26 protein-coding genes and 1 pseudogene are annotated in these 24,354 nt (G+C 38.4%); 26 read left to right on the top strand and 1 reads right to left on the bottom strand.

The genetic code is table 11. The features are described 5' to 3' along the window. Positions 1-31: 31 nt before the first annotated feature. From LJE09_RS05305 to LJE09_RS05265, 9 genes and pseudogenes are all read left to right on the top strand, one after another. Positions 32-406: a GntR family transcriptional regulator gene (locus LJE09_RS05305; protein ID WP_019162114.1), complete on the top strand. Its 375-nt coding sequence runs from the start codon at positions 32-34 to the stop codon at positions 404-406. Beyond that, on the top strand, positions 403-1,305 hold the full coding sequence (locus LJE09_RS05300; RefSeq protein ID WP_055058424.1) for an ABC transporter ATP-binding protein: 903 nt from the start codon (positions 403-405) through the stop codon (positions 1,303-1,305). The genes LJE09_RS05305 and LJE09_RS05300 overlap by 4 nt, the downstream gene beginning before the upstream one ends. Further along, positions 1,280-3,337, top strand: a complete 2,058-nt coding sequence (locus tag LJE09_RS05295) for a DUF6449 domain-containing protein (RefSeq protein ID WP_055058425.1) — start codon at positions 1,280-1,282, stop codon at positions 3,335-3,337. Before LJE09_RS05300 ends, LJE09_RS05295 begins: the two co-directional genes overlap by 26 nt. Continuing rightward, positions 3,334-4,101: a pseudouridine synthase gene (locus LJE09_RS05290; protein WP_118331111.1), complete on the top strand. Its 768-nt coding sequence runs from the start codon at positions 3,334-3,336 to the stop codon at positions 4,099-4,101. Before LJE09_RS05295 ends, LJE09_RS05290 begins: the two co-directional genes overlap by 4 nt. A 325-nt stretch (positions 4,102-4,426) precedes the next feature. Further along, complete coding sequence (gene rpsB, locus LJE09_RS05285; RefSeq protein WP_019162110.1) at positions 4,427-5,170, top strand: 30S ribosomal protein S2; 744 nt, start codon at positions 4,427-4,429, stop codon at positions 5,168-5,170. A gap of 100 nt (positions 5,171-5,270) precedes the next feature. Beyond that, on the top strand, positions 5,271-6,209 hold the full coding sequence (gene tsf / locus LJE09_RS05280) for a translation elongation factor Ts (protein WP_019162109.1): 939 nt from the start codon (positions 5,271-5,273) through the stop codon (positions 6,207-6,209). A gap of 306 nt (positions 6,210-6,515) precedes the next feature. Beyond that, entirely contained in the window at positions 6,516-6,680 is a 165-nt protein-coding gene (locus tag LJE09_RS05275; RefSeq protein WP_161233940.1) for a hypothetical protein, read from the top strand. 41 nt (positions 6,681-6,721) lie between these two features. Further along, on the top strand, positions 6,722-6,898 hold the full coding sequence (locus LJE09_RS05270; protein WP_161233939.1) for a hypothetical protein: 177 nt from the start codon (positions 6,722-6,724) through the stop codon (positions 6,896-6,898). Further along, positions 6,873-7,082 (top strand): annotated as a pseudogene (locus tag LJE09_RS05265) (ParA family protein); the annotation flags it as partial. The gene LJE09_RS05270 and the pseudogene LJE09_RS05265, both read left to right, overlap by 26 nt. A 61-nt stretch (positions 7,083-7,143) precedes the next feature. On the opposite strand, the gene LJE09_RS05260 reads toward LJE09_RS05265, so the two are convergent. Further along, positions 7,144-7,992 (bottom strand): hypothetical protein, encoded by an 849-nt coding sequence (locus LJE09_RS05260; protein WP_227311030.1) that lies wholly within the window; start codon positions 7,990-7,992, stop codon positions 7,144-7,146. Between the two features lie 206 nt (positions 7,993-8,198). Between LJE09_RS05260 and LJE09_RS05255 the strand changes: the two genes are divergently transcribed. From LJE09_RS05255 to LJE09_RS05175, 17 genes are all read left to right on the top strand, one after another. After that, positions 8,199-8,741: an RNA polymerase sigma factor gene (locus LJE09_RS05255; RefSeq protein WP_118614188.1), complete on the top strand. Its 543-nt coding sequence runs from the start codon at positions 8,199-8,201 to the stop codon at positions 8,739-8,741. After that, positions 8,735-9,841, top strand: a complete 1,107-nt coding sequence (locus LJE09_RS05250; RefSeq protein WP_227311029.1) for a DUF4179 domain-containing protein — start codon at positions 8,735-8,737, stop codon at positions 9,839-9,841. Before LJE09_RS05255 ends, LJE09_RS05250 begins: the two co-directional genes overlap by 7 nt. Before the next feature lie 381 nt (positions 9,842-10,222). After that, a complete protein-coding gene (locus LJE09_RS05245) occupies positions 10,223-10,600 on the top strand; it encodes a glycoside hydrolase family 95-like protein (RefSeq protein WP_118614192.1) in 378 nt (125 codons plus the stop codon). Positions 10,601-10,876: 276 nt separating this feature from the next. Further along, positions 10,877-11,395, top strand: coding sequence for an RNA polymerase sigma factor (locus tag LJE09_RS05240; RefSeq protein ID WP_008703676.1), 519 nt, complete (start codon positions 10,877-10,879; stop codon positions 11,393-11,395). Further along, positions 11,395-12,822 carry a DUF4179 domain-containing protein gene (locus LJE09_RS05235; protein ID WP_118614194.1) on the top strand — a complete coding sequence of 476 codons (1,428 nt, stop codon included), beginning with the start codon at positions 11,395-11,397 and terminating at the stop codon, positions 12,820-12,822. Before LJE09_RS05240 ends, LJE09_RS05235 begins: the two co-directional genes overlap by 1 nt. Positions 12,823-12,849: 27 nt before the next feature. After that, positions 12,850-14,388, top strand: coding sequence for a L,D-transpeptidase family protein (locus tag LJE09_RS05230; protein WP_118614196.1), 1,539 nt, complete (start codon positions 12,850-12,852; stop codon positions 14,386-14,388). Between the two features lie 208 nt (positions 14,389-14,596). Next, complete coding sequence (locus LJE09_RS05225; protein ID WP_118614197.1) at positions 14,597-15,037, top strand: hypothetical protein; 441 nt, start codon at positions 14,597-14,599, stop codon at positions 15,035-15,037. A gap of 189 nt (positions 15,038-15,226) precedes the next feature. Then, entirely contained in the window at positions 15,227-15,469 is a 243-nt protein-coding gene (locus LJE09_RS05220) for a hypothetical protein (RefSeq protein WP_020994008.1), read from the top strand. Next, positions 15,469-16,098, top strand: coding sequence for a hypothetical protein (locus tag LJE09_RS05215; protein WP_008703665.1), 630 nt, complete (start codon positions 15,469-15,471; stop codon positions 16,096-16,098). The genes LJE09_RS05220 and LJE09_RS05215 overlap by 1 nt, the downstream gene beginning before the upstream one ends. 463 nt (positions 16,099-16,561) lie before the next feature. Next, a complete protein-coding gene (locus LJE09_RS05210; protein ID WP_019162103.1) occupies positions 16,562-17,053 on the top strand; it encodes a sigma-70 family RNA polymerase sigma factor in 492 nt (163 codons plus the stop codon). A gap of 6 nt (positions 17,054-17,059) precedes the next feature. Continuing rightward, positions 17,060-18,895, top strand: a complete 1,836-nt coding sequence (locus LJE09_RS05205) for a hypothetical protein (RefSeq protein ID WP_118575747.1) — start codon at positions 17,060-17,062, stop codon at positions 18,893-18,895. A gap of 340 nt (positions 18,896-19,235) precedes the next feature. Then, complete coding sequence (locus LJE09_RS05200; protein WP_182438129.1) at positions 19,236-19,964, top strand: CPBP family intramembrane glutamic endopeptidase; 729 nt, start codon at positions 19,236-19,238, stop codon at positions 19,962-19,964. After that, complete coding sequence (locus LJE09_RS05195) at positions 19,948-20,724, top strand: C39 family peptidase (RefSeq protein ID WP_173744737.1); 777 nt, start codon at positions 19,948-19,950, stop codon at positions 20,722-20,724. The genes LJE09_RS05200 and LJE09_RS05195 overlap by 17 nt, the downstream gene beginning before the upstream one ends. Positions 20,725-20,735: 11 nt before the next feature. Beyond that, the gene (locus LJE09_RS05190; RefSeq protein WP_008703658.1) at positions 20,736-21,440 is read left to right on the top strand and encodes a response regulator transcription factor; all 705 of its coding nucleotides are present in this window, start codon (positions 20,736-20,738) and stop codon (positions 21,438-21,440) included. A 70-nt stretch (positions 21,441-21,510) separates the two neighbouring features. Next, complete coding sequence (locus LJE09_RS05185) at positions 21,511-22,761, top strand: HAMP domain-containing sensor histidine kinase (RefSeq protein WP_226852753.1); 1,251 nt, start codon at positions 21,511-21,513, stop codon at positions 22,759-22,761. A 365-nt stretch (positions 22,762-23,126) separates the two neighbouring features. After that, complete coding sequence (locus LJE09_RS05180) at positions 23,127-23,951, top strand: substrate-binding periplasmic protein (RefSeq protein ID WP_118614201.1); 825 nt, start codon at positions 23,127-23,129, stop codon at positions 23,949-23,951. Then, a complete protein-coding gene (locus LJE09_RS05175; RefSeq protein ID WP_118614203.1) occupies positions 23,938-24,345 on the top strand; it encodes a hypothetical protein in 408 nt (135 codons plus the stop codon). The genes LJE09_RS05180 and LJE09_RS05175 overlap by 14 nt, the downstream gene beginning before the upstream one ends. Positions 24,346-24,354 lie beyond the last annotated feature (9 nt).

Below are 24,354 nucleotides of genomic sequence, written 5' to 3'. Positions count from 1 at the left end.
TGAAACACGTAACAGAAAGGAGGAATTACCAGTGATTGTTTTGGATTATCAGGACAGGCGTCCAATCTATGAACAGGTTACAGATAAATTTCAGATCCTAATCCTGAACGGTGTCCTGCCGCCGGGATCGCAGATGCCGTCAGTAAGGCAGCTTGCCACAGAACTGTCCGTCAATCCCAACACGATCCAGCGTGCATATATGGAGCTGGAGAAACTGGGACTGATCTATCCTGTAAAAGGCAGAGGAAATTTCGTAGCAGACAGCTCTCAGGTACAGAAGATAAACAGAGAGAGCTACCGAAAAGAATTCACAGCACTGATACAGAAAGGCAGAAACACAGGATTCAACAGAGAGGAACTGGAGAAAATGCTTGCGGAAATCTTTGAAAAGGAGGACGAATCATGATAGAGATTAGAAACTGCAGTAAAGCTTTCGGAGAGATCCATGCCATTGACCATGTATTAATGGAAATCGGTGAACGCCAGATTTTCGGACTGGTAGGGACCAACGGTGCAGGAAAGAGCACGCTGCTTCGAATGGCTGCCGGAGTGATAAAGCCGGACGAAGGAGAAATCCTGGTGGATCAGGAACCGGTCTATGAGAATGAAAAGATAAAACAGCAGATATTTTACATTTCAGACGGTGGATATTTTCCACAGGGATATACGGCAGCAGATCTGAAAGATTTCTACAGAGAATATTATCCGGACTTTATGACTGACCGTTACAGTAAATTAATGGACCAGTTTCATCTGGATGAGAAACGCAGGATCAGTTCCTACAGCAAGGGAATGAAGAAACAGCTTCTGGTCATTATGGGAATCAGTGCAGGGACAAAATATCTGTTATGCGATGAAACGTTCGATGGACTTGATCCGGTCATGCGTCAGGCAGTAAAGAGTCTGTTTGTGTCTGAAATCATGAATCGGGATTTTACCCCGGTGATCGCATCTCATAATATGAGAGAACTGGAGGACGTGTGTGACCATGTAGGATTCCTGCACAAAGGAGGAATTCTTTTATCCAGAGAACTGGAAGACATGAAATTCCATATCCATAAGATCCAGTGTGTACTGCCGGATCAGACAAAAGAAGAAGCACTTTTGAAAGAATTGGACGTTTTAAAGAAAGAACATCAGGGATCACTTCTGATACTTACTGCAAGAGGGACCAGAGAAGAAATACTTCAGAAAGTACAGACACAGAATCCAATATTCTGCGAAGTGATTCCATTGACACTGGAGGAGATATTTATCAGCGAAACGGAGGTGGCAGGCTATGAAGTCAAAAACATTTTCTGGTAGATCATTAAGAAGCAGCTTAAAAGGCAGTACCTGGATTCTGGTGCTGTTGTTACTGGGGTTTATGGTTGCATTTCCGGTAGCAGAACTGATGCTGATCGGAAATCAGACGGATGAAATCCACAGGATGACTTTTGCCATGATCTGTTCCTATCTGATAGTTCCAGGCTTTTTGGTTACAATGCTTGCGGCCGTTGTAAATGCCCTGAATGAATTCTGGTATCTTTTTTCCAGAGATAAGATTGATTTTTATCACAGTCTTCCGGTAACAAGAAGCAGGTTCTTTTGGGAAAAAGCAATCAGAGGTCTGGTGCTGTATCTGGTTCCATATGTGATCATGGAACTGATCACAATGGCGATCGCAGTCAGCAAAGGACATGGTAGTCATCTGATCACGGCAGCGGGGAAAATGTTTCTGGAACATTTGCTTATGTATCTGCTGCTGTATTTCGGAGCAGTGTTGGCACTGGCAATTGCGGGAAATATTCTGGCAGGTATTCTGTCATTATGCTGTGTTTACCTTTACGGACCGGTACTGGGCATTCTTTTATGGGTGCTGGAAATGATGTATTTCAGAACGAATATGGGACTTAAAGAGGGAATGGCAGAAAAGATATCTGTTTTTCTTTCACCTGTATCTATTTCCGTGGCATTGCGGACTTATTCAGGACAAAAGAATTTCTGGATCATTATAGTGGGCGGGATACTGCTTCTGATTGTTCTGGCAGTATGTGCATATCTGGCATATACAAAGCGTCCAGCTGAGAAAACAGGAAAATCTTTTGTTTACGGATTTCTGGAACCAATCCTTTTGTTTATGGTCGTAATCCCTGCTGCTCTGGCAATTGGAACGATGTTTGCGCTGATCGGACCGGAAGAGAACAGGACTGGCTGGTGGATATTCGGGCTTGTGCTGGGGACAGTTGTATTTTATGGAATTTTGCAGGTTATTTTTGCAATGGATTTCCGTAAAATGGCAGCACATAAGCTGCAGCTTCTGCTTTTGGGAATATGTGTAGCTGTCAGTGCCTGGATATTACACACAGATGCCATCGGATATGATACAAGAATTCCGACAATGGCAAAAACTGAGGGAATCAGTCTGAATCTGGAGTGGATAGGAACTGAGAGTGTGAATGAACCGCAGATGGAAGTGAGTTCTGGTTCATATAAACTGGACAGACTCTTTTATTTTATGGGCGGAAATTATGGCAGATGGACAGATGCGGGAATGTCAGATAAAATCTATGAAGTGTTAAAAGAAATTGCGTCTTATCAGAACAGTAAGGAGTGCAGCGGAACAGAAATAGGAGTTCAGTTTAAAAAGAAGAGCGGTTTCGATATTACCAGACAATATATAGTGACAGCGGAGCAGCTTGGCAGACTGCTGGAAGCATGCTATGAGCAGGGAACATTAAAAGATAATAAATATGATATTCTGGAAAAGTACAGACAGAAAGTGTCTTTTATAACAGTAGATCCTTTAAATGAATTAGATGATCAGTACTCTGTAACATTGGAAAAATCTGACAGTCAGAAGCTGCTGGATCTGCTGAAACAGGATATAGCAGAAGCCTCACCGCAGGAACTTATAGGAATCCCGTGTGGACAGATGGAGCTTTACGCTACTTCCTATGCAGATATGGATGAGCATATTGCACCGGAATCCTATGCAGAAGTAGGAAGATATATTTTCCCGACATTTAAGCGGACACTTGTTTTCCTGAAAGAAAAAGGTTATGCTTTTGTTATGGAAAAAGAAAATCTGAAACAGTACGATTATTCAGTGACATATAATGCAGAAGAAATGGATGTCACAGATCCTGAACAGAAAGAAGAATTAGCCCAGAGCCTGATCCGTGAATGGGAGTGTCCGGCATGGCTGGAAACGGAGGCGGGTGTGAGTGTGAAAGTGGCTCTGAACAGTACAGAGTCTGCCGGAGAATCGCTAAACGGAATAGAGTTTGCTGTACTGAAAGCGAAAGAGCCGGAATTTATAAAGAAAATAGTAGAAACTGGCGAGGAAGAAGAATGAAGAAAGCAGTTCGTCTGGACAAGTTCCTGGCAGATGCAGGAGCAGGAACCAGAAGTGAGGTAAAAAAATTTATTCAAAAAGGAAAAGTCCAGGTCAACGGTGTGCCTGCAAAGAAATCGGAGATCAAGGTCAGTGAAGAAGATGAAGTGGTTCTGGATGGAAATAGAATTTCCCAGGCACCGGAATTTGTCTATTATCTTCTGCACAAACCGGCAGGGTATGTTAGTGCCACAGAAGATAAGCGGGACAAAACAGTGATGGAACTTGTAGCATCAGACAGAAAAGGCCTGTTTCCGGTGGGAAGACTGGACAAAGATACGGAAGGACTGCTTCTGATCACAGACGACGGAGCACTGGCGCATGAATTGCTTTCTCCAAAGAAACATGTGGACAAGACCTATTATGCGGTTACAGACGGATGTATGACCAAAGAGGATGTGCAGCGCTTCGCAGATGGTCTGGAAATCGGAGAAAAAAATCCCACAATGCCGGCAAAACTGGAGATCCTCAGTACAAGAAAAGTTGAAGAGACAGAACTGGAACAGTACCCGTCAGGATGGTCATCAGAAATTCAGCTTACGATCAAAGAGGGGAAATTCCATCAGGTCAAGCGAATGACAGAAGCAGTAGGAAAGAAAGTCGTCTATCTGAAACGAATTTCCATGGGAGTATTGACATTGCCGGATGATCTCAAAAAAGGCGAATGCCGACAGTTGACTGCAGAAGAAGAAAAGAGATTAAAAGAAAGTGTTGTCACAAAATAAGTAAAATTGTAAGAATACATGGTTGATTGTCCGCTGATATAATGGACATTATAACATGTGTCGGTAAAGTGCAGGAAACTGAGTTTGTCAGAAGCAGATCAGAACCTGGAAGAAACTGTAAAAATAATAAAAAATTTGCAAAAAACCCTCTTTACATGGAGGGTTTTTGTATGCTATACTACAGAAGTTGCGAGTCATGCGCATCTATTGCGCGTGCAAAAATATACACGTTCGGAGATTCCCGCGGATGGTGCCCTGCGGTGTGAGGCTGGGTCCCCAGGAAAAAGAACCGGGCGGAAGAAATTAACCAAAAAGGAGAACAAACATGAGCGTTATTTCAATGAAACAGCTTTTAGAAGCAGGCGTACATTTCGGACATCAGACAAGAAGATGGAACCCTAAAATGGCTCCATACATCTACACAGAGAGAAACGGTATCTACATTATCGACTTACAGCAGTCTGTAGGTATGGTTGACGATGCTTACAATGCAATCGCTGATATCGTAGCAGACGGTGGAAGCATCTTATTCGTAGGAACAAAGAAACAGGCTCAGGATGCTATCAAAACAGAAGCAGAGCGTTGCGGACAGTTCTATGTAAACGAGAGATGGTTAGGTGGTATGCTTACAAACTTCAAAACTATCCAGAGCCGTATTGCAAGACTGAAACAGATCGAAGCTATGGAAGCTGATGGAACATTTGACGTTCTTCCTAAGAAAGAAGTTATTGAGCTGAAAAAAGAACTTGCCAAATTACAGAAAAACATTGGTGGTATCAAAGAAATGAAGAGACTTCCAGATGCAATCTTCATCGTAGATCCTAAGAAAGAAAGAATCTGCGTACAGGAAGCTCATACATTAGGAATCCCGCTTATCGGTATCTGCGATACAAACTGTGATCCGGAAGAACTGGATTATGTAATTCCTGGTAACGATGATGCAATCCGTGCAGTAAAATTAATCGTTTCCAAAATGGCAGACGCTGTTATCGAAGCAAAACAGGGTACTGCAGATGTAGACGGTGAAATCGAAGCTGAATCTGAAGAGTTCGCAGCTACAGAAGAATAATTTTTTGAACCAGTACAGGAAAGCCGACAGGCTTTCCTGTCATTGAAAAAGGAAAAGCCCCTCCGGGCGATTTACGAATATTATTCAGGAGGAAAATGAAATGGCTATCACAGCAGCACAGGTAAAAGAATTAAGAGAAATGACCGGCGCCGGAATGATGGATTGTAAGAAAGCTCTTACAGCTACAGAAGGTGATATGGATAAAGCAGTAGAATTCCTTCGCGAAAAAGGTCTTGCTACAGCACAGAAGAAAGCAAGCCGTGTAGCAGCAGAAGGTCTTTGCAAAACTTTAGTTTCCGAAGACGGAAAGAAAGCAGTTGTTGTAGAAGTTAATGCTGAGACAGACTTCGTAGCTAAGAATGAAAAATTCCAGAACTACGTTGCAGACGTAGCAGCTCAGGCTATGAACACAACAGCAGCAGATATCGATGCTTTCCTTGCAGAAGCATGGGCACTTGATACAACTAAGACTGTTAAAGAAGCTCTTGCAGCTCAGATCGCAGTTATCGGCGAGAACATGAACATCAGAAGATTTGCTCAGGTTACAGAAGAGAACGGTTTCGTTGCTTCCTACACACATATGGGCGGTAAGATTGGTGTTCTTGTAGACGTTGAAACAGACGTAGTTAACGATGCTGTTAAAGAAATGGCTAAGAACGTAGCAATGCAGATTGCAGCTCTGAAACCACAGTACACAAGCGACAGCGAAGTAAGCGCAGAATACATTGAGCATGAGAAAGAAATCCTTATGGCTCAGATTCAGAACGATCCGAAAGAATCCCAGAAACCGGCTAAGGTTATCGAAGGAATGATCACAGGACGTATCAAAAAAGAGCTTAAAGAAATCTGCCTTCTTGACCAGACATACGTTAAAGCTGAAGACGGAAAACAGTCTGTAGCTAAATACGTAGAGCAGGTTGCTAAAGAAAACGGTGCTAAGATTACTGTTAAAGGTTTCGTACGTTACGAGACAGGTGATGGTATCGAAAAGAAAGAAGAGAACTTTGCAGAAGAAGTTGCAAAGCAGATGGGTAAATAATCTGTAAAGATTAATTTTCTATTTAAATTTCAGTATTTATAGGCCCTGAGAGTCTTATAAACACTACGTTTTAGAAGTGATTATAAGATTTTCAGGGCTTTTTTCTCTAATTTTTTCTAAAAAGTCTAAATTATCTTCAGGCATCACTGAAAATTGTCAAAAAATGCAATTAGTTGAGTAAAAAATGAGTAAAAGTATAGGCATGTAATCTTCAACGAAGTTTACTCAAGTTATCAGCGATTTTATTAGATTACTATAATTTTCAAACTTCAAATTATAAAACTTTGAACTATAAGAAGGAGAAAAATGGTCAAAATCAGATTGCTGGGAAAGAAAGAAGATATGCACGCGATGATAAAAAGAATTTATCAGATTGAGGACGTGCAAGTCATAGAAACGTCAGATTTTTATATGAACAAAGGTACAAGTAAATATGGAAGAATTTATACGGAAGTAGAACCCAGAAAATAAGAAAGATGATTTCAGTATAGAAAGGAAGCGGGTGATTGCAAATGAGTAATACAGCGCTAGGTGCAATGAAGAGTTTAGAGTTTGCAGGTAAAGAGCATGAAAATAGTGAATCAAAGATCAATGAATGTAAGGGATATTCCGTAGAGCAGATCTTCTGTTGTGATCATGCTAAATATTTTGGGAAGCAGTTAAAGTATCATGGAAAAAGTAATCAATGATGAAAGTATAGATGATAATGAGGAAATTATGCATCACGAAGAGGGCGTTGATTTTATTCCGGCCAATATCGAATTAGCAGGATTGGAAACTGCACTGGTTGGGGTGATGAGTCGTGAATTTGTATTGAAGTCATATCTGGATCATATGAAGGATAAATACGATTATATGTTGATTGACTGTTTATGTGGTTAACCACATAAAGTAAGAACAAAAGGTCTGAGTTTATAACCCAGACCTCATGATATCATCCTGCATATCTAACTTCCATAAATTGTCTTTCGTTATCAGAAATCGGTGGATTTTCCAGCGCTTTAATCCAGTAGATTTCTCCATCGCATTCTAACTGAATATACATCTTTTCGTTTATGAGTGCGCATTTAATGATTTTTGTTAATGATCCAGTTTTCAGTGTTGTGTTCACCGCAGTAGCGCCTGGTCTGGTATACACCGGAAGATCACTGTTTACTGTGAAATATCGGCTGCTTCCATCTGCGGAATATATTTCTTTGTAAGATCCATATCTGCTTGTCGGAACAAATCTTCCATTGACATATTCGTAGGTGAAATTAATTGCATTGATACCAAGAGAATAAGAAACGATGCTCTCTGTAATTACAATCTTATTTCCATTTAAGTTGGTAACTTCACCTATGCGATGGTCTCCGTATCCTGCCATAATCTCAGTGAAATCAAGGGCCTTTCTGAACTTTCCGTTTGTGTATTTTAATAATGCACATACAGGTCCGTCACCATTCTCGGCTGGTGCATAGAGATATAAAAACGGCTGTCCGTTTTTCAATGTATAAATATTTGCTATAACATTATAAAAACGTGTATTTTTTAATCTGTAAGCTGTTTTTCCATTAACCGATACAGTAAGTGACGAATATGCTTCATCGTCGGTTTGATTGGCTGCTCTGATTCTGATTTTATCTTTCGTTCCATCACCGGTAACATCATATGCTGTGTATGTCCGATTTGCTTTTAATTGGACCCCATTTGCCGTTGCTTTTACGGGTATGGAGAAGATAATTGCAAAACCAATTGCCAGAAACATGGTAAGCACAGAAATAAAACTAATTCTTTTTCTCATAAAACATGACCCCTTTCGTGTAGGAATTGCTATAATTTTTATATTTTTATTGTATCATTGTATATGTGCAAATTGTATTTTTTAAGTTACAAAATCCTGAGATAATTTTATGAGAACCAATCCTCTTCCCGATGCATCTAATTAGTGTAAAAGTAAAAAGTAAACACGTGTAGTAATCCGGCTGGACAAAAGGAGAAGACAAAGTTATGACAAAAGATGTATTTATTAAGGAGGTTCGGGATGCAGAAGCCATGCTGTATCATATATCAAAGTCCATTCTGAAGAATGACTCTGATTGTGGGGATGCTGTGCAGGAAACAATTCTTAAGGCATATGAGAAACTTCCCACCTTAAAGAAAGAAAAGTATTTTCGAACATGGATCACAAAGATATTGATCAATGAATGCAATGGGATTTTTCGGAAAAGAAAAAATGTTATTCCATATGAAGAATATATGGACAATATGAGGCTGACTGAGGAGGACAGATACAGTCATCTGTATATGGCGATTATGGAACTTCCGGAGGATCTGAGGATTTTGGTAACATTGTATTATTTAGAAGGATTCTCACAGAAAGAGATCAGTGAGGCTCTGGATATTCCGGAAGGAACGATTAAAAGCAGACTTTCCCGTGCAAGAGATTTTTTGAAAGCACAGTTATCCGATGAAGAAGAGAAAAGACCGATGCCTAGGAAAAACAGCAAACTATCAAAGAGAATAACAGGAAAGGGGAAAATGTCATGTTAGAGAACAAATGGAATAATATAGCACCGGAAGTACCACAGGATTTTCATGATAAATTTGAAGAGACACTGAGACATATTGAGCAGGCAGATGCAGTTGATAAAAAATACAAAAGAAAAAGATTCAGTGGCCGATTACTGATTGCAGCAGCAGTGATCTGTACAGGCATGGGAGTAACAGTGGCGGCAAAAGAGTTCTTTAAATGGAATGACCATTTGTTAAAAAGACTGGAACCCTCTGAGGAACAGCAGGAAACGATGCAGGAATCAAACTATATTCAGAATATAGATCAGTCTGTAACACAAAATGGTGTGACGGTTACCCTGACAGATTCTATTCAGGATCAGGGATTCCTGTATGCTTTTTTTGAAGTGAAAACAGAGGACAGTATTTCTATGACTGATCATACTTCTTTTGAGGAGATGACACATTTTAAGATCGATGGAAAAGAAGTATATGCAGTGGACGATAACAGATTTGGAAGCTTCAACACTGGGGTAGGACAGGATGAATTACTGAAAACAGATCAAAATTCTGCACATCTTAAATATTTTAACGCCGGGATATCTTATGACGGTGATTATGATCTGAGTAATAAAACAGTAGAAATCACATTAAAGAATCTTACGGAGGAAGGAGATTATGATACGACTGTTATTACAGATGGAACATGGGATTTTAAATGGACTCTGGGTGCAGTAAAGCCTCCGACAACTCTGGAAGTGAACCGGAAATGTGATTTTAGAGGTTATGAAATCACAGTGAAAAAAATGGAAGTAACGCCCCTTTTATGGTCATTATATCTTGATTATGATGAAGCTATGAAGGTGTATGAAGATGAGAAAAACAAGTTTGAGTACACAGGTACAGATTATGGCATGGATCTTTATGGCAGAGCTAATATTGACCAGGTGCGTTATAAAGATGGAACGGTTTTAACACTCGATCTGACCATGGGAGGCATCGCTGGCGGTGGAGAAAAACAGGATAAGGAAAATGGTGTCATGATCATCAGAAACAGTTTCCCGCAACTGGTTGATGTAGATAACCTGCAGGCGGTACATTTTGGGAACATTGACCAGTGGCTTGAAGTGCGGGAATAATAGTTTTTTCGGTGATATAGAAAAATCCTCCCATAATTAGATAATGAGAAAATACAAAAAGAACCGATACAAGGTCTTTGCAAGACTGATATCGGTCTTTTTTGGCTAAGTCTGCCAACTGTAAAATTTTGTTTATATATTAACGCATCCTGTTCATGTACAGGAAACGGATTCTAGCGTATACTGAAATTATTGATTACAAGGTCTACATGAACTGCAAATACAGATTCCGGGTTATATCCGGAAGCCATATTTTGCACTTACCGGTAAAATCTGTAATAGTTGGCATAAAAGTTCATTACATATTCGATATAAGCTTTAAATTTTTTCATTGTCTGTTCCTCCTCTTCTTTACGGGACGGGGAACATGCACTGGGGCTTTTGAAAAACCAGCTCCGTTATACCAGGGAGGAAAATATCTCCTGTGTGGGAGGCGGCATTTATCCCAACATGCTGTGTGCACACCCTCCGTTCCAGATTGATGGGAATTTTGGCTTTGCAGTTGCAGAGATGCTTATCCAGAGCAGGAAAGGGCATATCCTGTTGCTTCCGGCACTTCCGGATGAATGGAAGGATGGAAAAGTCCGGGGAATGAAGGCACAGGGTGACATCACAGTTGATTTTGAATGGAGAGAGGGCAGGATACACAGGGTTCGCCTCTGTTCTTCCCGTGAGCAGAAAGTAACGCTGGAATGCAATGGAATTTCGAAAACAGTATTTTTAAAATCTGATGGGACAGAGGACATGATTTTTGATTGATCTGTCCTGAGGGGCTGAAAATTATTGACAGCCGTATCATGTAAAAACACATGGTACGGCTGTTTTTAGTACCTGGAATATTTTATAGCACCTTGACTGATAATCATGAAAAGCATGGAAGCGTTCAAACTAATCTTTTGGGGATTTTCTGAGATTGTTAAAATAAATTGCAACTTTTTTGGGAGTTTGCACGTCTAATAAGTAGAAGCACATAAAGAAAAGCTTTTATACAATATTTCCTGATGACCGGTCTGATATAGGAGAAGGGAGACGACAATGAATGAGATTTTGATACGAAAAGCAAAGAAAGGCGATAAAGATGCTTTTTGTCGGCTTATAGATGAGAATGTACAGAGTATGTACAAGGTTGCAGCGGCATATCTGAAAAATGATGAAGATGTTGCGGATGCAATACAGGATACGATTCTTTCCTGCTATGAAAATTTGAAAAGTCTGAAACAGAACAGATATTTCAAGACATGGATGATCCGAATTCTGATCAATAAGTGCAAGGACATGATACAGAAGAAAAAGCTGGTTACTTATACGGATCAGATGCCGGAAACGCCTTTTCACGAAGAAAAATATGCAGCAATGGAATGGATCCAGGCCTTAGAGCCATTGGACAGTAAATACCGCTTGGTTGTTCTTCTATACTATATGGAAGGATTTGGTATCCGGGAAATCAGTGACATTCTGGATATGAAGGAAAGCACTGTAAAATCTCGTCTTTATCGTGGCAGAAAACAGATTGCAGAGATGTATGGATATAAGGTTAAGGAGGGACGTGCCTAATGATGACTTTAAATTATAATGAGAAAGACTTCCAGAAAAAACTTCAAAAGGACATAGAAATGCCGGAAATCGTGCATGAACATATTAATCAGGCATATCGTTTGATTGAAAATAACGCTGTTTTACAGAAAAAAGCATCAAAGGATCCATATCATTGGATGAAAAGTGGAGGCAGGATAGCAGGAGGGATGGCAGCGGTACTGGCAGTAGGATTTGTATTCTGTGCAATCAATCCGGTAATGGCAAAAAATATCCCGGTTGTAGGAGGACTCTTTGAAATTTTACAGGATAATGTGAGTTTCTTTGGTGACTTTTCAGATTATGCAACAACTTTGGAAGCTGTTGATGGAACGAAGACAGATAGCAGTGAAACAGACGGAGCCAAGACAGATCATGCCAATAATGATGCTATTTACACTAAGACAGCAGATGGGCTGACAATTACATGTTCTGAGGTATATGCAAACAGCCAGGCAATTTATGTGACTATGCAGTTTAAAAGTGATAAACCGTTCCCAGAAACAGAAACTGGGGCGGAAAGTGGAACACCAGTCATTGATCTGGATATGACAGGGGGTGTGGACTTTAATTCAGAGGCTAGCCCGGTAATTGACGGTCAAGTGGAAGGAAAATTTTTGGATGATAACACCTATGCATGTATTTTCCGTTATGATTTGGCTGAAGCCGCAAAAGATTATACGGAATATAATGAGAAATACAATGAAATGACACAGCAGGTAATGGATGAGATGGGAATAACTCAGGCGGACTTAGATGATCAGACGGATGAAGGTTATGCGCTGCTGGAAGAGTTTATCAATAAATTGTCTGAACGTGGTGGAGAATATCAGAAGTACATTAAAGATATTGATATTCCAGATACCTTTAACCTGCATCTGGATATTACGAAGGTAAGAGGACTGGAAGCAAACTATCAGTGGTCAGAAGAGGATGAGAAAAAATATGGAAGGGATGCCGGTTACTACAAATATGAAGGTGACTGGAGCTTCGATATCCCGGTTACGGTAGATGATTCCCAGACAGAAGTATTGGAACTCAATGATACAAACGATGCAGGTATTGGACTTAAATCGGTGATTCGTACTCCATATGAATTGACGGTAAATGAACTTTATAAGGAAGGTTCCAACAGTGATTGCTTTATGGTAGCTCTTGATGCCAATGGAAACACACTTCCGTACAATGAGTCTACTGGAAACTGTAATAACTTCGCAATTCAGGACAGAGATATTTCTACGGTAGACATTTATTTTCTGGATTATGTCCAGTATATGGATGAGCTGAAAGGCCAGCAGAATTTTGATAATCCTACGAAAGAGGATGGACAAAAATGGAAAAAACTTCTGGAGGAGAATGCGAAGTACCATAAGACATTGCATTTTGACAATGACAATGTAAAAAACTAGTTGATATAAAAGAAAGATGAATAAGATATGAGACAAAAAGAAGTGATGGGGCAATCAATAAGAACTTCAAAATCGGCAAGACCCGGAACAATTACTTATGTGCCGATAGACAAGTCTGAATTCAGATCTACTGTATCTTCAGACAAAAAGAAAAACAAAATGATGAAAATAGTTGTAATGCTTATAGTGACGATTTTGGTTATGAGCTGTTGTGTGTATGCAGGTATATCTTATTATTACTCATATCACTTCTTTTTGGGTACGACTATCAATGGAATTGACAGTTCAAATAAGACAGCTTATGAAGTTGAGCAGGAGATTGCAGGGAAAAAGGATAACTATGTTATTCAGGTAAGTGCAAGGATGCAGGAACCTCAGACTATTACAGGTAAAGACATTGATTATCAATATGTATCCAGCGGGGAAATCCTTCAGCTGCTGAAGACTCAGAAACCATGGGAATGGATCAGAGGTTTTTTTGAAACGAAAAATTATATGGTTCAAGAAGAGACTGTTTTCAGTCGGGAAAAGCTGGAGGAACAGGTAAGTTTACTAAATTGTGCCAAAAAAGAGAATCAGATAGCACCGGAAAATGCGTATGTAAGTTTTTCTAATTCAGAATTTACTATTGTGCCAGAGACAGAAGGCAGTGAATTAAATGCCAGGGAAGCTTATCAGATGATAAGCGGAGCAATTGATAATGAGGCGGCAGATGTAGATCTGGGAAGCAATCCAAAGGCTTATAAGGAAGCAGATGTGACGAGAGATAGTTCAGAACTTCAGAATATGGTAAATATGTATAATAGCCTGGCAAAAGCAAATATCACATATACATTTGGAGATGAAACGGTAACACTTGACGGGAATACCATCAAAAACTGGCTGCAGTTTGACGAGAAAGGGCAGCTGCTTCCGGATGATGGAGCCTTCAGGCAGCATGTAGTGGATTATGTGGCACAGCTTGCAGCAGATCATGATACAGTTGGCACTGAAAGACAATTTGAGACCACAAGCGGAAGGATTGTGTATGTATATGGCTCAGCCTATGGATGGAAGATTGATCAGGACAAGGAAGCAGCACAGCTCATGCAGGAAATTCAATCAGGAACCCAGACAACCAGGGAACCGGTATATTCTATGAGAGCAAATGCACATGGGATCAATGATCTCGGAGATACATATATAGAGGTAGATCTTACAGAGCAGTATATGTGGTATTATCAGAATGGAAATATTATTTTTCAATCAGAAATCGTATCCGGACTGCCAGGTGATCCGGATAGAAAAACACCCCCTGGAATATTCACACTGGATTCAAAGAGCAGTCCGTCTGTGCTGCGAGGTGAAATGACAGCAAATGGAACATATTCTTATGAACAGCCGGTAACGTACTGGATGCCATTCAATGGAGGAATTGGATTTCATGATGCAGACTGGCAGCCGTACTTTGGTGGTGACAGATATCTTACAGGTGGTTCTCATGGATGCATCAATCTTCCCCCGGAAAATGCCGGACAGCTTTACAGCCTTATTCAGTATGATGTCCCGATAATTTGTTTTTACTAATTCTATATTCAAGATGTACAGGACAGGAGCTAAGTTGTAATGCTGTTGGCTCCTGTTCTTCATTGTCCTTTGTGTTTTGCCAGACAGCTTTAATTAATATGTTTATAATCTGCCGGAGGAAATTATGCCGTGTATTAAAATTAGGTAATGTAATTGAAGAGAAGATATGATATTATATGGGCAACAAATTGAATTTTGTGTGGAGGTGATGGTTGTGAAGAAAAAAGTGACAATAGTGTTGGGCATTATTAGTATTGTTGCTATAAGTACAATGATTATGTTTTCAAGATATAACTCTTCAGAAGCCTGTCGAAAAGCAAATGCCGCGATACAGTGGGATTGTTCTGTAACCTGTGCGGAAGAGTCAACGCCTGATTCTTATGTAATTACATATTCCGATGCAAAAATTTTATCCAAAACAGGCGTGTTGACGGTTCAGAACAGAAACGATTTTAACATTATTGTGCATCTGCTCTGCGAAGGAAAACAGGAACTCGTATCTGGCAGTATTCCTGCGGGTGGCTGCTATTCTTTTCTGAACGTTACAGATAAAGAACACACGGTAGGTATTCATGCTGATGTTGGTGAAAATACGGATATAAAAGTATTTGTATATGACGGAAAAGACACCGAACCATATACACGATAAATTTTTTATAAAAATGCATGAACCAAAAAACTAAAAGTGAAATCTCTGTGAAACAGGAAAGTTTCTTGACAGTAATACCAAGAACTCCTATAATGAAACCAATCTATTGGTTTTAGACACTTAGATACGTGTATGGACATAAATATAGAAACAGGAAAGTAAAATTTGTAAAGAAGTGTGGAGATTGATATGTATAAGATTAACAGTTCATCACAAAAAATACTTGAAAAGATGCTGGGAAAGAAATATCGGGAAATTGTAGATATGGACTATGATGACGAGATTTCGTATATCCAAAAAAAGAACAACAGAAAATTGGTATTTTCTAATAAGGTGGATCACAGGAAAGTGGGACGTGGAAATCCTTTATTGTCCAGAAGACGTATTAAAACAATGGATAAAGTAAATGCAGGATTGTCGAGGATTAAATAATGTCAGAAAGTACCAATAGTACACCAGTGTTTAAGGAAGAATATCAAAAACAAATAGCTGATATTTATAAACAGTACCAACAAACGGTAAAACCTTATGTAGCTCAATTGGAGGTAATGGAAAATGAATTTCCGATAGAAATCTTAAATGAAGTCAGGGCTATTATGAGTCATATAGCAAAATGCTATGAAATTACAAATGAGGAACTAATTCAAAAGAATATAGGAAAAGCCAAGAGTCATATGAAGCGTTGTGTACTGGATTGCTATAAGTATCTGTGCCTTGCGTACAGTGATTATTATGAAAATTTTGTACATAAATATCGCTTTACAGATTTAACTGTTGTAGATAATGGAGAATTTTGGTCAGATCTTTGTGAAACCGTATCTAAAGCAAAAAAGCAGTTAATACTTGCTAAGCAAAAGGAAGGTATGGTTGAAGATGTGGAAGACGCATACAACGAATTTGAGGCGGCGTATAATCAATATCATAGAGTGTATGAGATTATCGAAAATTCATATCGTCATCTAATAAAACTTAAAAGAAAGACGTTTTGGAAGGTAGCAATTTCCGTTTTAGCTTGGATAATCCCTCTTGTTCTTTCAATTGTGTTATTCTTTCTCGGATAAGAATATGGAAAGCATTATCGCTAAAAACGGTAGTGCTTTTTATTTTATTTTTTAAGGAAAAACGAATGGAAACTTTTGAAATGCCGTTTAAATTGGGAAATGATGCAAAAGCGGCCCTTGTAGGAGAAATATGTACTTGCAGACTATGAAGACAAAACAGAGCTGCATTTAATAGCAAATTTGAGATAGAGTGTATAGAAACAAACTATACGTTCTATTTTGGGGCTTTTTTGAGAAAAATTAGATGTTATTACTGATGTGGAAGAAGAGGAATAGTAATTATACCAATTCAACAATATGCAATAACAGAAAACACTCCACTGCCGATAAAAAAGGCAGCTTTTCCCTATATCTACACGCCATAGGTATCGAAAACCTATGGCGTTTTTTATAAAAATTTTTTCTTGAAAGCAAATGGCTGTTTTTCAAGTCTAATAATTATAAGAAGAAAAGGAGGTACTTTATGGATGCTTTAATAACAGAGGCTAAAAATGGAGATAAAGAAGCATTTGTCAGATTAATCCGGATGAATAAGCAGAGCCTGTATAAGACTGCCTGGATTTATCTTCGGGATGAGCAGGACATTGCAGATGCCCTGCAAAATACAATCCTATCCTGCTATGAAAATATACAGAGACTGAGAGAATCGAAGTATTTTAAAACCTGGCTGATGCGGATCCTTATAAATGAGTGCAAGGACATTCTCCGCCAAAAGAACCATGCAGCAGAACTGGATGATTTTGCAGAAGGTGTACATTGTGAAGAACTGAATCTCTGTGAATGGAAACAATTGCTTTTATGCCTGGATGAAGAAAGTAGGAAAATCGTGGAACTCTATTATTTTGATGAGTTTTCAGTTAAGGAAATCAGTGCCCTTCTTGAAATGAACAGCAATACCGTATCAACCAAACTTTCCCGGGCAAGAGCAAAATTAAAAAAGGTGATCAGGAGGTGAGACTATATGAAAGAAATCAGAAGGATTTTAAAAGAAGAAACTGCAATACCGGAAAATATTGATAAAGCCATGGAAGATGTTCTGAGCGGAATTTTAAATTCCCCAGACGAGAAAACAACGGGGGCTTTAAGTAAAAAAACAAATGGAGAAAGAACGAAAAATTCAGGAAATAAGAAAAAAATAATTCGGATTCTTCTTCCGGTAGCTGCTATATTAGGAGTTAGTACTGGCGTACTTGCAACAAATATCGGACGACTGTATAAAGAACTTGAACAACAGGGGGTCGCTGAACAGGAGGCAGCTCAAATGGTTGTCACAGAACCTGAGTCAACTGCAGAAAATGTGGAAAATATTACTTCTTATCCAATAACTCCCGAGACGGTCGATTGGAATCAGTCCATGCTGACTGTTAAAGAAGCGTATTTTGATGGCGGCGGTTTAAGTTTTCTCGGAGAACCTTCCAATGAGGCAAAGAATTATATGATCACTTGCCGTGATCATGCAACGGTGAATGGAAAAGATGCACTGGCTTCTTTAAATAAAATAGAAGGAGAAGATCTTTATTATGGGCATATTACTTTGTATGATGACGCTTTGATTGAGAAAATATTAAAAGAAGATTCTGAAGTAGAACTTTCCATGACTATTCAGGCATATCCTGTTTATGACGGTAAGATTTATTATACCTGGAAAGACACTGAAGCTTACGAAAAGATTTTTAAAATTGGTTCTTTTACAGATTCAGAAGGAAAGGTTTCTTATGCACTTCCTGCGGAGGACGTTTACAGAGGATATACGCCTCAGACTCTTACGTTAACCCTTCCATTAAAGGATGAAGTAAAGGATATCATTGAAAAATATAGAAAAGAAGGGAAATTGCAGGCTGCTGACACCGGAGTAGAACCATCTTCGGGTGAGAGTACGCAGAACACAACAGATTTGGAAAGTTCGTCAAATACTACGAGTGTAAATGAAAAATATGATCCGGAGAAAACAATGTTGCAGGTAAAGGAAAACCATGTAACAGCTTCTCTGCCAGGGAAATCAGGAACCCTTACAATAGAAGCTGATATTACCGGAAATACTGATGACGTTTCAAAGGGAGTTCTGAAAAAATGCAATATATCAGAGAAAGACATCTGCTCCTGGTTTGGCGGGAAAGATGGATGGGAAAAATCTGTAACAGATGAAACGGTCTGGGAAAATAAAGAAAAAGGACTGCAGTTATTTATTTCGGATGGGATGATAGAGTGTGATGGATTAAGTGAAAAAGATCTGGGATTTTTAGGCGAGAATACGGAAGATGAGAAATTAAATATTATAAATCAACTGTTTTCCAAAGCTGATTTATCTGGAACTTCTGTAAGAAAACCAATTAGCGACATGACGGAAGGATATGATTATTACGACATAGAAGTTCTGTTGAATGGAATACCGGCAGGTGGACTTTCTCAGTATCATTATCAGGGAAGCACAGGATTTGGTCTCAAGCCTGAAGACTGCTATTTCAAAATACCAATCCCGCTTCAGGTGAAAGAGAAAGAAACAGTTACTATGCTTCCCATGGAAGAAATTATGAAATCGGTGGAACAATATGTAAAAGAAGGAAAAATCGGATTTTTTACGGAAGAGGACACGACGGAGAAAACAGAACCAATCACGATTCCAGTTACGAAAATCCGCCTGAAATATTATATTGATGAAACTGCAGATGGAATTGTTTACAGACCTGTATGGAGTTTTTGCTGTCCCTACCAATGGAAGGATTCACCAGAAGAACAGGAATTGTTTTATATAGACGGAGAAACCGGGGCTTTGATCCGGGACGCATTCGGATGGTAGACATGAAAAACAAATTTTATGGGGAACATGACCATGGATGATGCTATAGCTTCTAAGGCAAAGCTTTCGTCATAGGCCTTGCATCTGCTTGAAGATAGTTAAGAATAGTTAAGGTACAGTTAAATGAACAGGTAAGAATTAAATGTTATTGTATAAGTACATTCTAAGAGATAACTCTTAGAAAATAATACATGAGGAGAAAAGTAAAGGAGCATTTATGAAAATAAAATGTACGTTCCATATTGCAATAGCATTCATTCTTATTCAGCTTACGGATGAATTTAGTATAGCATTTGCATATGGGATATGTGAGAAGAATCCATATGTGAGAATTCTATATGTGACATTTGCGATTTTGAGCCTGCTGACCATGATATATTTATATACGAAGTATATTATAAGAATTCAAATGCAGGATTTGTTTTTAGGAATGCCGCTTCCGAAAAAAAAGTGGTGTATAACAGCGGTATTAATGCCGGTATTAATATGCCTTTTTTATATATTTTTTACAAAGGGAACACTTGAAAAAGGAAACCTTACATATAAAGAAATCATAGATGTAGTTACAATTTCTATTTTATCATCAGGTATTAAAGCGGCAGTAACAGAAGAAATTGTCTTTCGTGGTATGATTTTAAGATTGCTTCAGAATACTTTTGGAAAGAAATGTGCAGTGTTTGTTTCAAGTTTTTTATTCGCTGTTTATCATTTTGATGGGATTGATACTTCTGATATAAAAAAAGTAATTATGATGATTATTTCTGTTGAAATTGCAGGAATTGCATTGGCACTTGTTACAGAGCAGACAGGTTCTATATGGTCTTCGGTTATGATTCATTGTCTGTATAATATTCTATCAGGAGAAAGCCAGATTTTTCATATTGATGTGGCACAGAACTTTCCTGCAATATGGATGTATACAGTAAACAGTAAAAATATGTTGCTTACAGGAATTAATGGTTCGGTAGGGTTTACAGCTTCAATTCCAACAATGGCAGGATTTACCGGGATCATATTAATGGTGATTTATGATGAAAAAAAGAAAAAAACATATGGGAAAAAGTTGTAGTAAAATTATTCTTCTGATTTTAATTCTGGCAGCATGGATAGTTGTGACAGTAAGAGCGAAAAAAACTGAAGAGGGTATTATATTGACAGACGCTTACAAAAAACAGATAATGGAAAGTGCAGAGTGGAAGAAGATATTTTTACATACAGAAAATTATCCGGATATTCTTTTAGAGGATTTAAAAAGGAATCCGGAAATGCTGGAATTTGTCGAAGGATACAATGATGTACACAAGAAGTCTTCTGAAGGACTTACATTTGAGGAACAGAAGAAAAAAGTTCCTTTATTTATTCAATGGGATAAAAGATGGGGATATGAACCTTATGGAACAAGTGATATAGGAATTTCCGGATGTGGTCCGACGTGCATGGCAATGGTAATATACAGTTTAACCAGAAATACAGAGGCAATACCACCTGTGCTTGCGCAAAAATCCATGAACGAGGGATATTATGTGGATGGTATTGGAACATCCTGGAAATTCATGAGAGAAGCTGCTTTGGATTACGGTGTAATTGCTTCGCAATTTGATATGCTGGGAGAACAGGAAATGGCCGACAGACTTAAAGATGGAAATCTGATAATCTGTGCTATGGGTCCCGGAGATTTTACAAATTCAGGGCATTTTATTGTTATTTATGATTATTCCAGAAAGAAATTTTCTGTAAACGATCCATTCAGCTATACAAACAGTTCAAAAAAATGGGAATATACGACCCTGATTTCTCAATGTCAGCAAATATGGGTATATGCAGTTTAGAAGACGAAAGGATGAAAATGGATAATCATATTTTGGTTGTAGAAGATGATGCAGCAATTAGAGAAGGAGTGAGGATACTTCTTGAAGGTGAGGGATATATTGTTCAGGAAGCAGAGGATGGATATCAGTGTTTGAAAAAAGTATCAGATGATATTGACCTTGTTATTCTTGATATTATGATGCCGGGAATATCCGGGATAAAAACTTGTGAAGAAATTCGAAAAATCTCACATGTTCCAGTGTTGTTTCTGACAGCCAAAAGTCAGGAATCTGATAAATTACTCGGACTTATGGCAGGAGGTGATGACTATCTCGTGAAACCATTTTCGTATGCGGAACTTCTTGCCCGGGTTAAAGCGTTACTACGAAGATATCATGTATATAGTCAGACATTACAAGGTGAGAAGACAAAAGAACATTGGATTGAATATGGAAAAGTAAAAGTGAATACTCAATGTAATGAGGTATTCCGCAATGAAAAGGAAATCAGTCTCAGAGAAATGGAATACAGAATCTTATTGCTTATGATGGAAAACCCGAAAAAGGTATTCTCGGTAAAAAATCTTTATGAGAGTTTGTGGGAGGAGCCGTTCTTATATTCATCTGGAAATACTGTTATGGTGCATATCCGAAGATTACGAATGAAAATCGAAGATGATCCACAAAAGCCAAAGATGATTCAAACCGTATGGGGAAAGGGATATCGCCTTGGATAAAATTTGCGGAAATAGTTTGACAGGCAAGATAATTTGCTATCTTATGCAGGGGTTATTAGCAGGTTTATTAGTGTTAAGCGTGACATATTTCGGGGGAAAGGGGTTACTGCAACGCTTTTTCTTTCGTACAGGATATGTTTATGCTGAAGAGACAGAACGTGCAGAAGAACTTCAGGAATATGTCACACAAAATAAGTTGAGTGCATCTGATTATAAAATGTTAAAAAAATGGGGTACAGAACGAAATATTGATGACTTCACGATTTCAAGGGGAAAATGGCTGTTGTTTGATATTTCCTACAACGGAAAAATTATGTATGGCAGCAGAGAAATACCAAATCTGACATGGAGAATGTACCACAGAATTTCATTTAAGGATGGAACGGCAGATGTATATATATATGAAGGAACAGCGGATAAATATTTTAACATATTGATGGTCTTTTCTGTTGTACTTGGAGTCGCGGCGTGTATTGGAATTGTTGTATCCGGAATGTATGAGAATGTAAAATATATACAATGCCTTATGAAAGAGGTAAATATAATCAGCAGAGGAAATTTGCAGGGGAATGTAACTGTTCAGGGAACAGATGAAATTGCACAGTTAGCCAGTGGACTGGAACATATGAGACAAACATTGGTGAAAAAAGAGCAGATAGAGTATGACCTGAAGAGTGCACAGGAGAAGCTGGTGTTAGGAATGTCACATGATCTGCGTACTCCTCTGACTGGTTTGATGGCATATCTTGAGATTCTAAAAAAGCAGCAAAAAGAAGGTGCGGTTACTCAGGAATATATAAATAAAGCCTTTGATCGTGTACTTCAGATCAGAGATTTGTCGGAGCAGATGTTTGAATATTTTTTTGTAAATTCACGACACCACATAGAACTGGAACCTGCAGAAGATATTATGTGTGCTTTTGGAGATTATCTTTCTGAACTGTGTGCTTTACTGGAATATGAAGGATTTAAAGTAAATACAGATCGGTTGGAGTGGAGACAGATATCTGTATGTATAAATACAGATTTTATTGGCAGAATTATGAATAATATTATTTCTAATATTGAAAAATATGGAAAACATGAAAATGAGGTATGTATACAGCTTTGTTATGGGAATGAAGAAGTAGGGATCAGTATTCAAAATAGTATTACTAGGTTTGATTCTGAGCATCAAAAAACAGGGATTGGGTTGCAGAATATTTCTATTATGATGGAGCAGATGGATGGGCGAATGGAAGTTAACGCAGACGATTTAACTTATTGTATAGTTTTGTATTTTCCAGAGAAAAAAGAGTATCATAAAATTTCAAAAGTATAGAGAAATCTGTTGGCATAGATGCCTGTTCAGGCAGACAATCATAAACAAGGTATCCGCAGAGTAGAAAATTATTTACACGCCATAGGCATTGGAAAAAACCTATGGCGCTTTTTATGTCCATTTCTGAAGGAGTACCGGAAATAAAACTGGCACAAGTAAAAATGAAGATGGAGTTTCAGAGTGAAAGTGATGGAGCACCACTCTGAGTGAAATTTACATAACATGACCCACTTGAAAAATCACCTGTTCTTTGTAAAAAATATAAAATTTTGTGCATGTTTTGTTATGTAAATTCAGTATGAACAGAGTTATTATAATGACGTAAAATCAAAAAAAATCAGAGAAAATTGTTGAGGTACCATAGCATGAAATCTAAATACATGGCAGTAATACCGTTTTTGTTTGCTTTTGGGGTATTACTGATATCAGGATGTTCAGTTACAACACAGAAAAGTACATCTTCACAGGAAAATATGCTAGAGATAATCATTGGAAGTGACGATTTTCCACCTTTTAATTATTCCGATGAAAATGGAGAACCGGCAGGGATTGATGTTGACATTGCAAATGAAGCTCTGGGACGCCTTGGTTATAAGCCGGTATTTACAAAGATTGTATGGGATGATAAAGATAAAGATCTGGAAAATAAGGAGATAGACTGTTTATGGGGGCGCTTTTCCATGGATGGTCGGGAGAATGATTATAAGTGGGCTGGTCCATATATGGTGAGCCGGCAGGTCGTTGCAGTCAATAAAAACAGCAATATAAAGAAGCTTAGTGATCTGTCGGGAAAAGTAATCGCAGTACAGGCTTCCACGAAGCCTGAGGATATCTTTCTTGACAGGACGAATCTTTCTATTCCATTGGTAAAAGATGTGTATAGCTTAGAAAACCGAAAACTGCTTTTTACCTCTCTTGGAAAAGGTTATGTTGATGCCATAGCAGCTCATGAAACTTCCATACAACAGTATATAAAAGATTACGGGGCAAAGATAAGAATCCTGGACGAAGCTATCCTGACTACAGGAATCGGGGTAGCTTTTCCTAAAAACACGGATAGTGAACTTCCGGAAAAACTCACAGAAATCTTTAAAGAAATGAGAAAAGATGGAAGTGAAGAGAAAATTCTAAAAAAATATCTTCCCGAAACCAGTGGATATCTGGAGGTGGACAAAATTGAAAATAACTAAACTGTCCAGAGGGCAGACTCAAATCATCATTATTACTACAGGACTGATTCTGTTTCTGATAACTATAGTTTATTCTGTAAAAACTGACATAAAAGCAGTTGCCAGGCAAATGGACGAGACTCTGAAATATGTGAAAGAACAATGTTATATTTATAACAGATATAATGAAGCATCCCAAACAAAAGGTTTAATGCGTGCAATTGAAAGTGCCCAGCAGGTTAATCGTAATCTGACGTATACAAAGGATGAAGTTACGAAGGATAAGCTGAAAACATATGCAGAGGAGCAGAGACTTACCGGAATGATTATACGCAAATTTATTAAAATAAAAGATGATAAAAGAAATAAAAGGATATATAAAAAAAGAATTGACAATTGTATTCTACAGTTGTAGAATACAATT

Origin of the sequence: Blautia sp. DFI.3.45 (assembly GCF_020593505.1) — a bacterium.
GTDB classification, from domain to species: Bacteria; Bacillota; Clostridia; order Lachnospirales; family Lachnospiraceae; genus Blautia_A; species Blautia_A wexlerae.
This window is presented reverse-complemented; position numbering and strand designations above follow the sequence as displayed.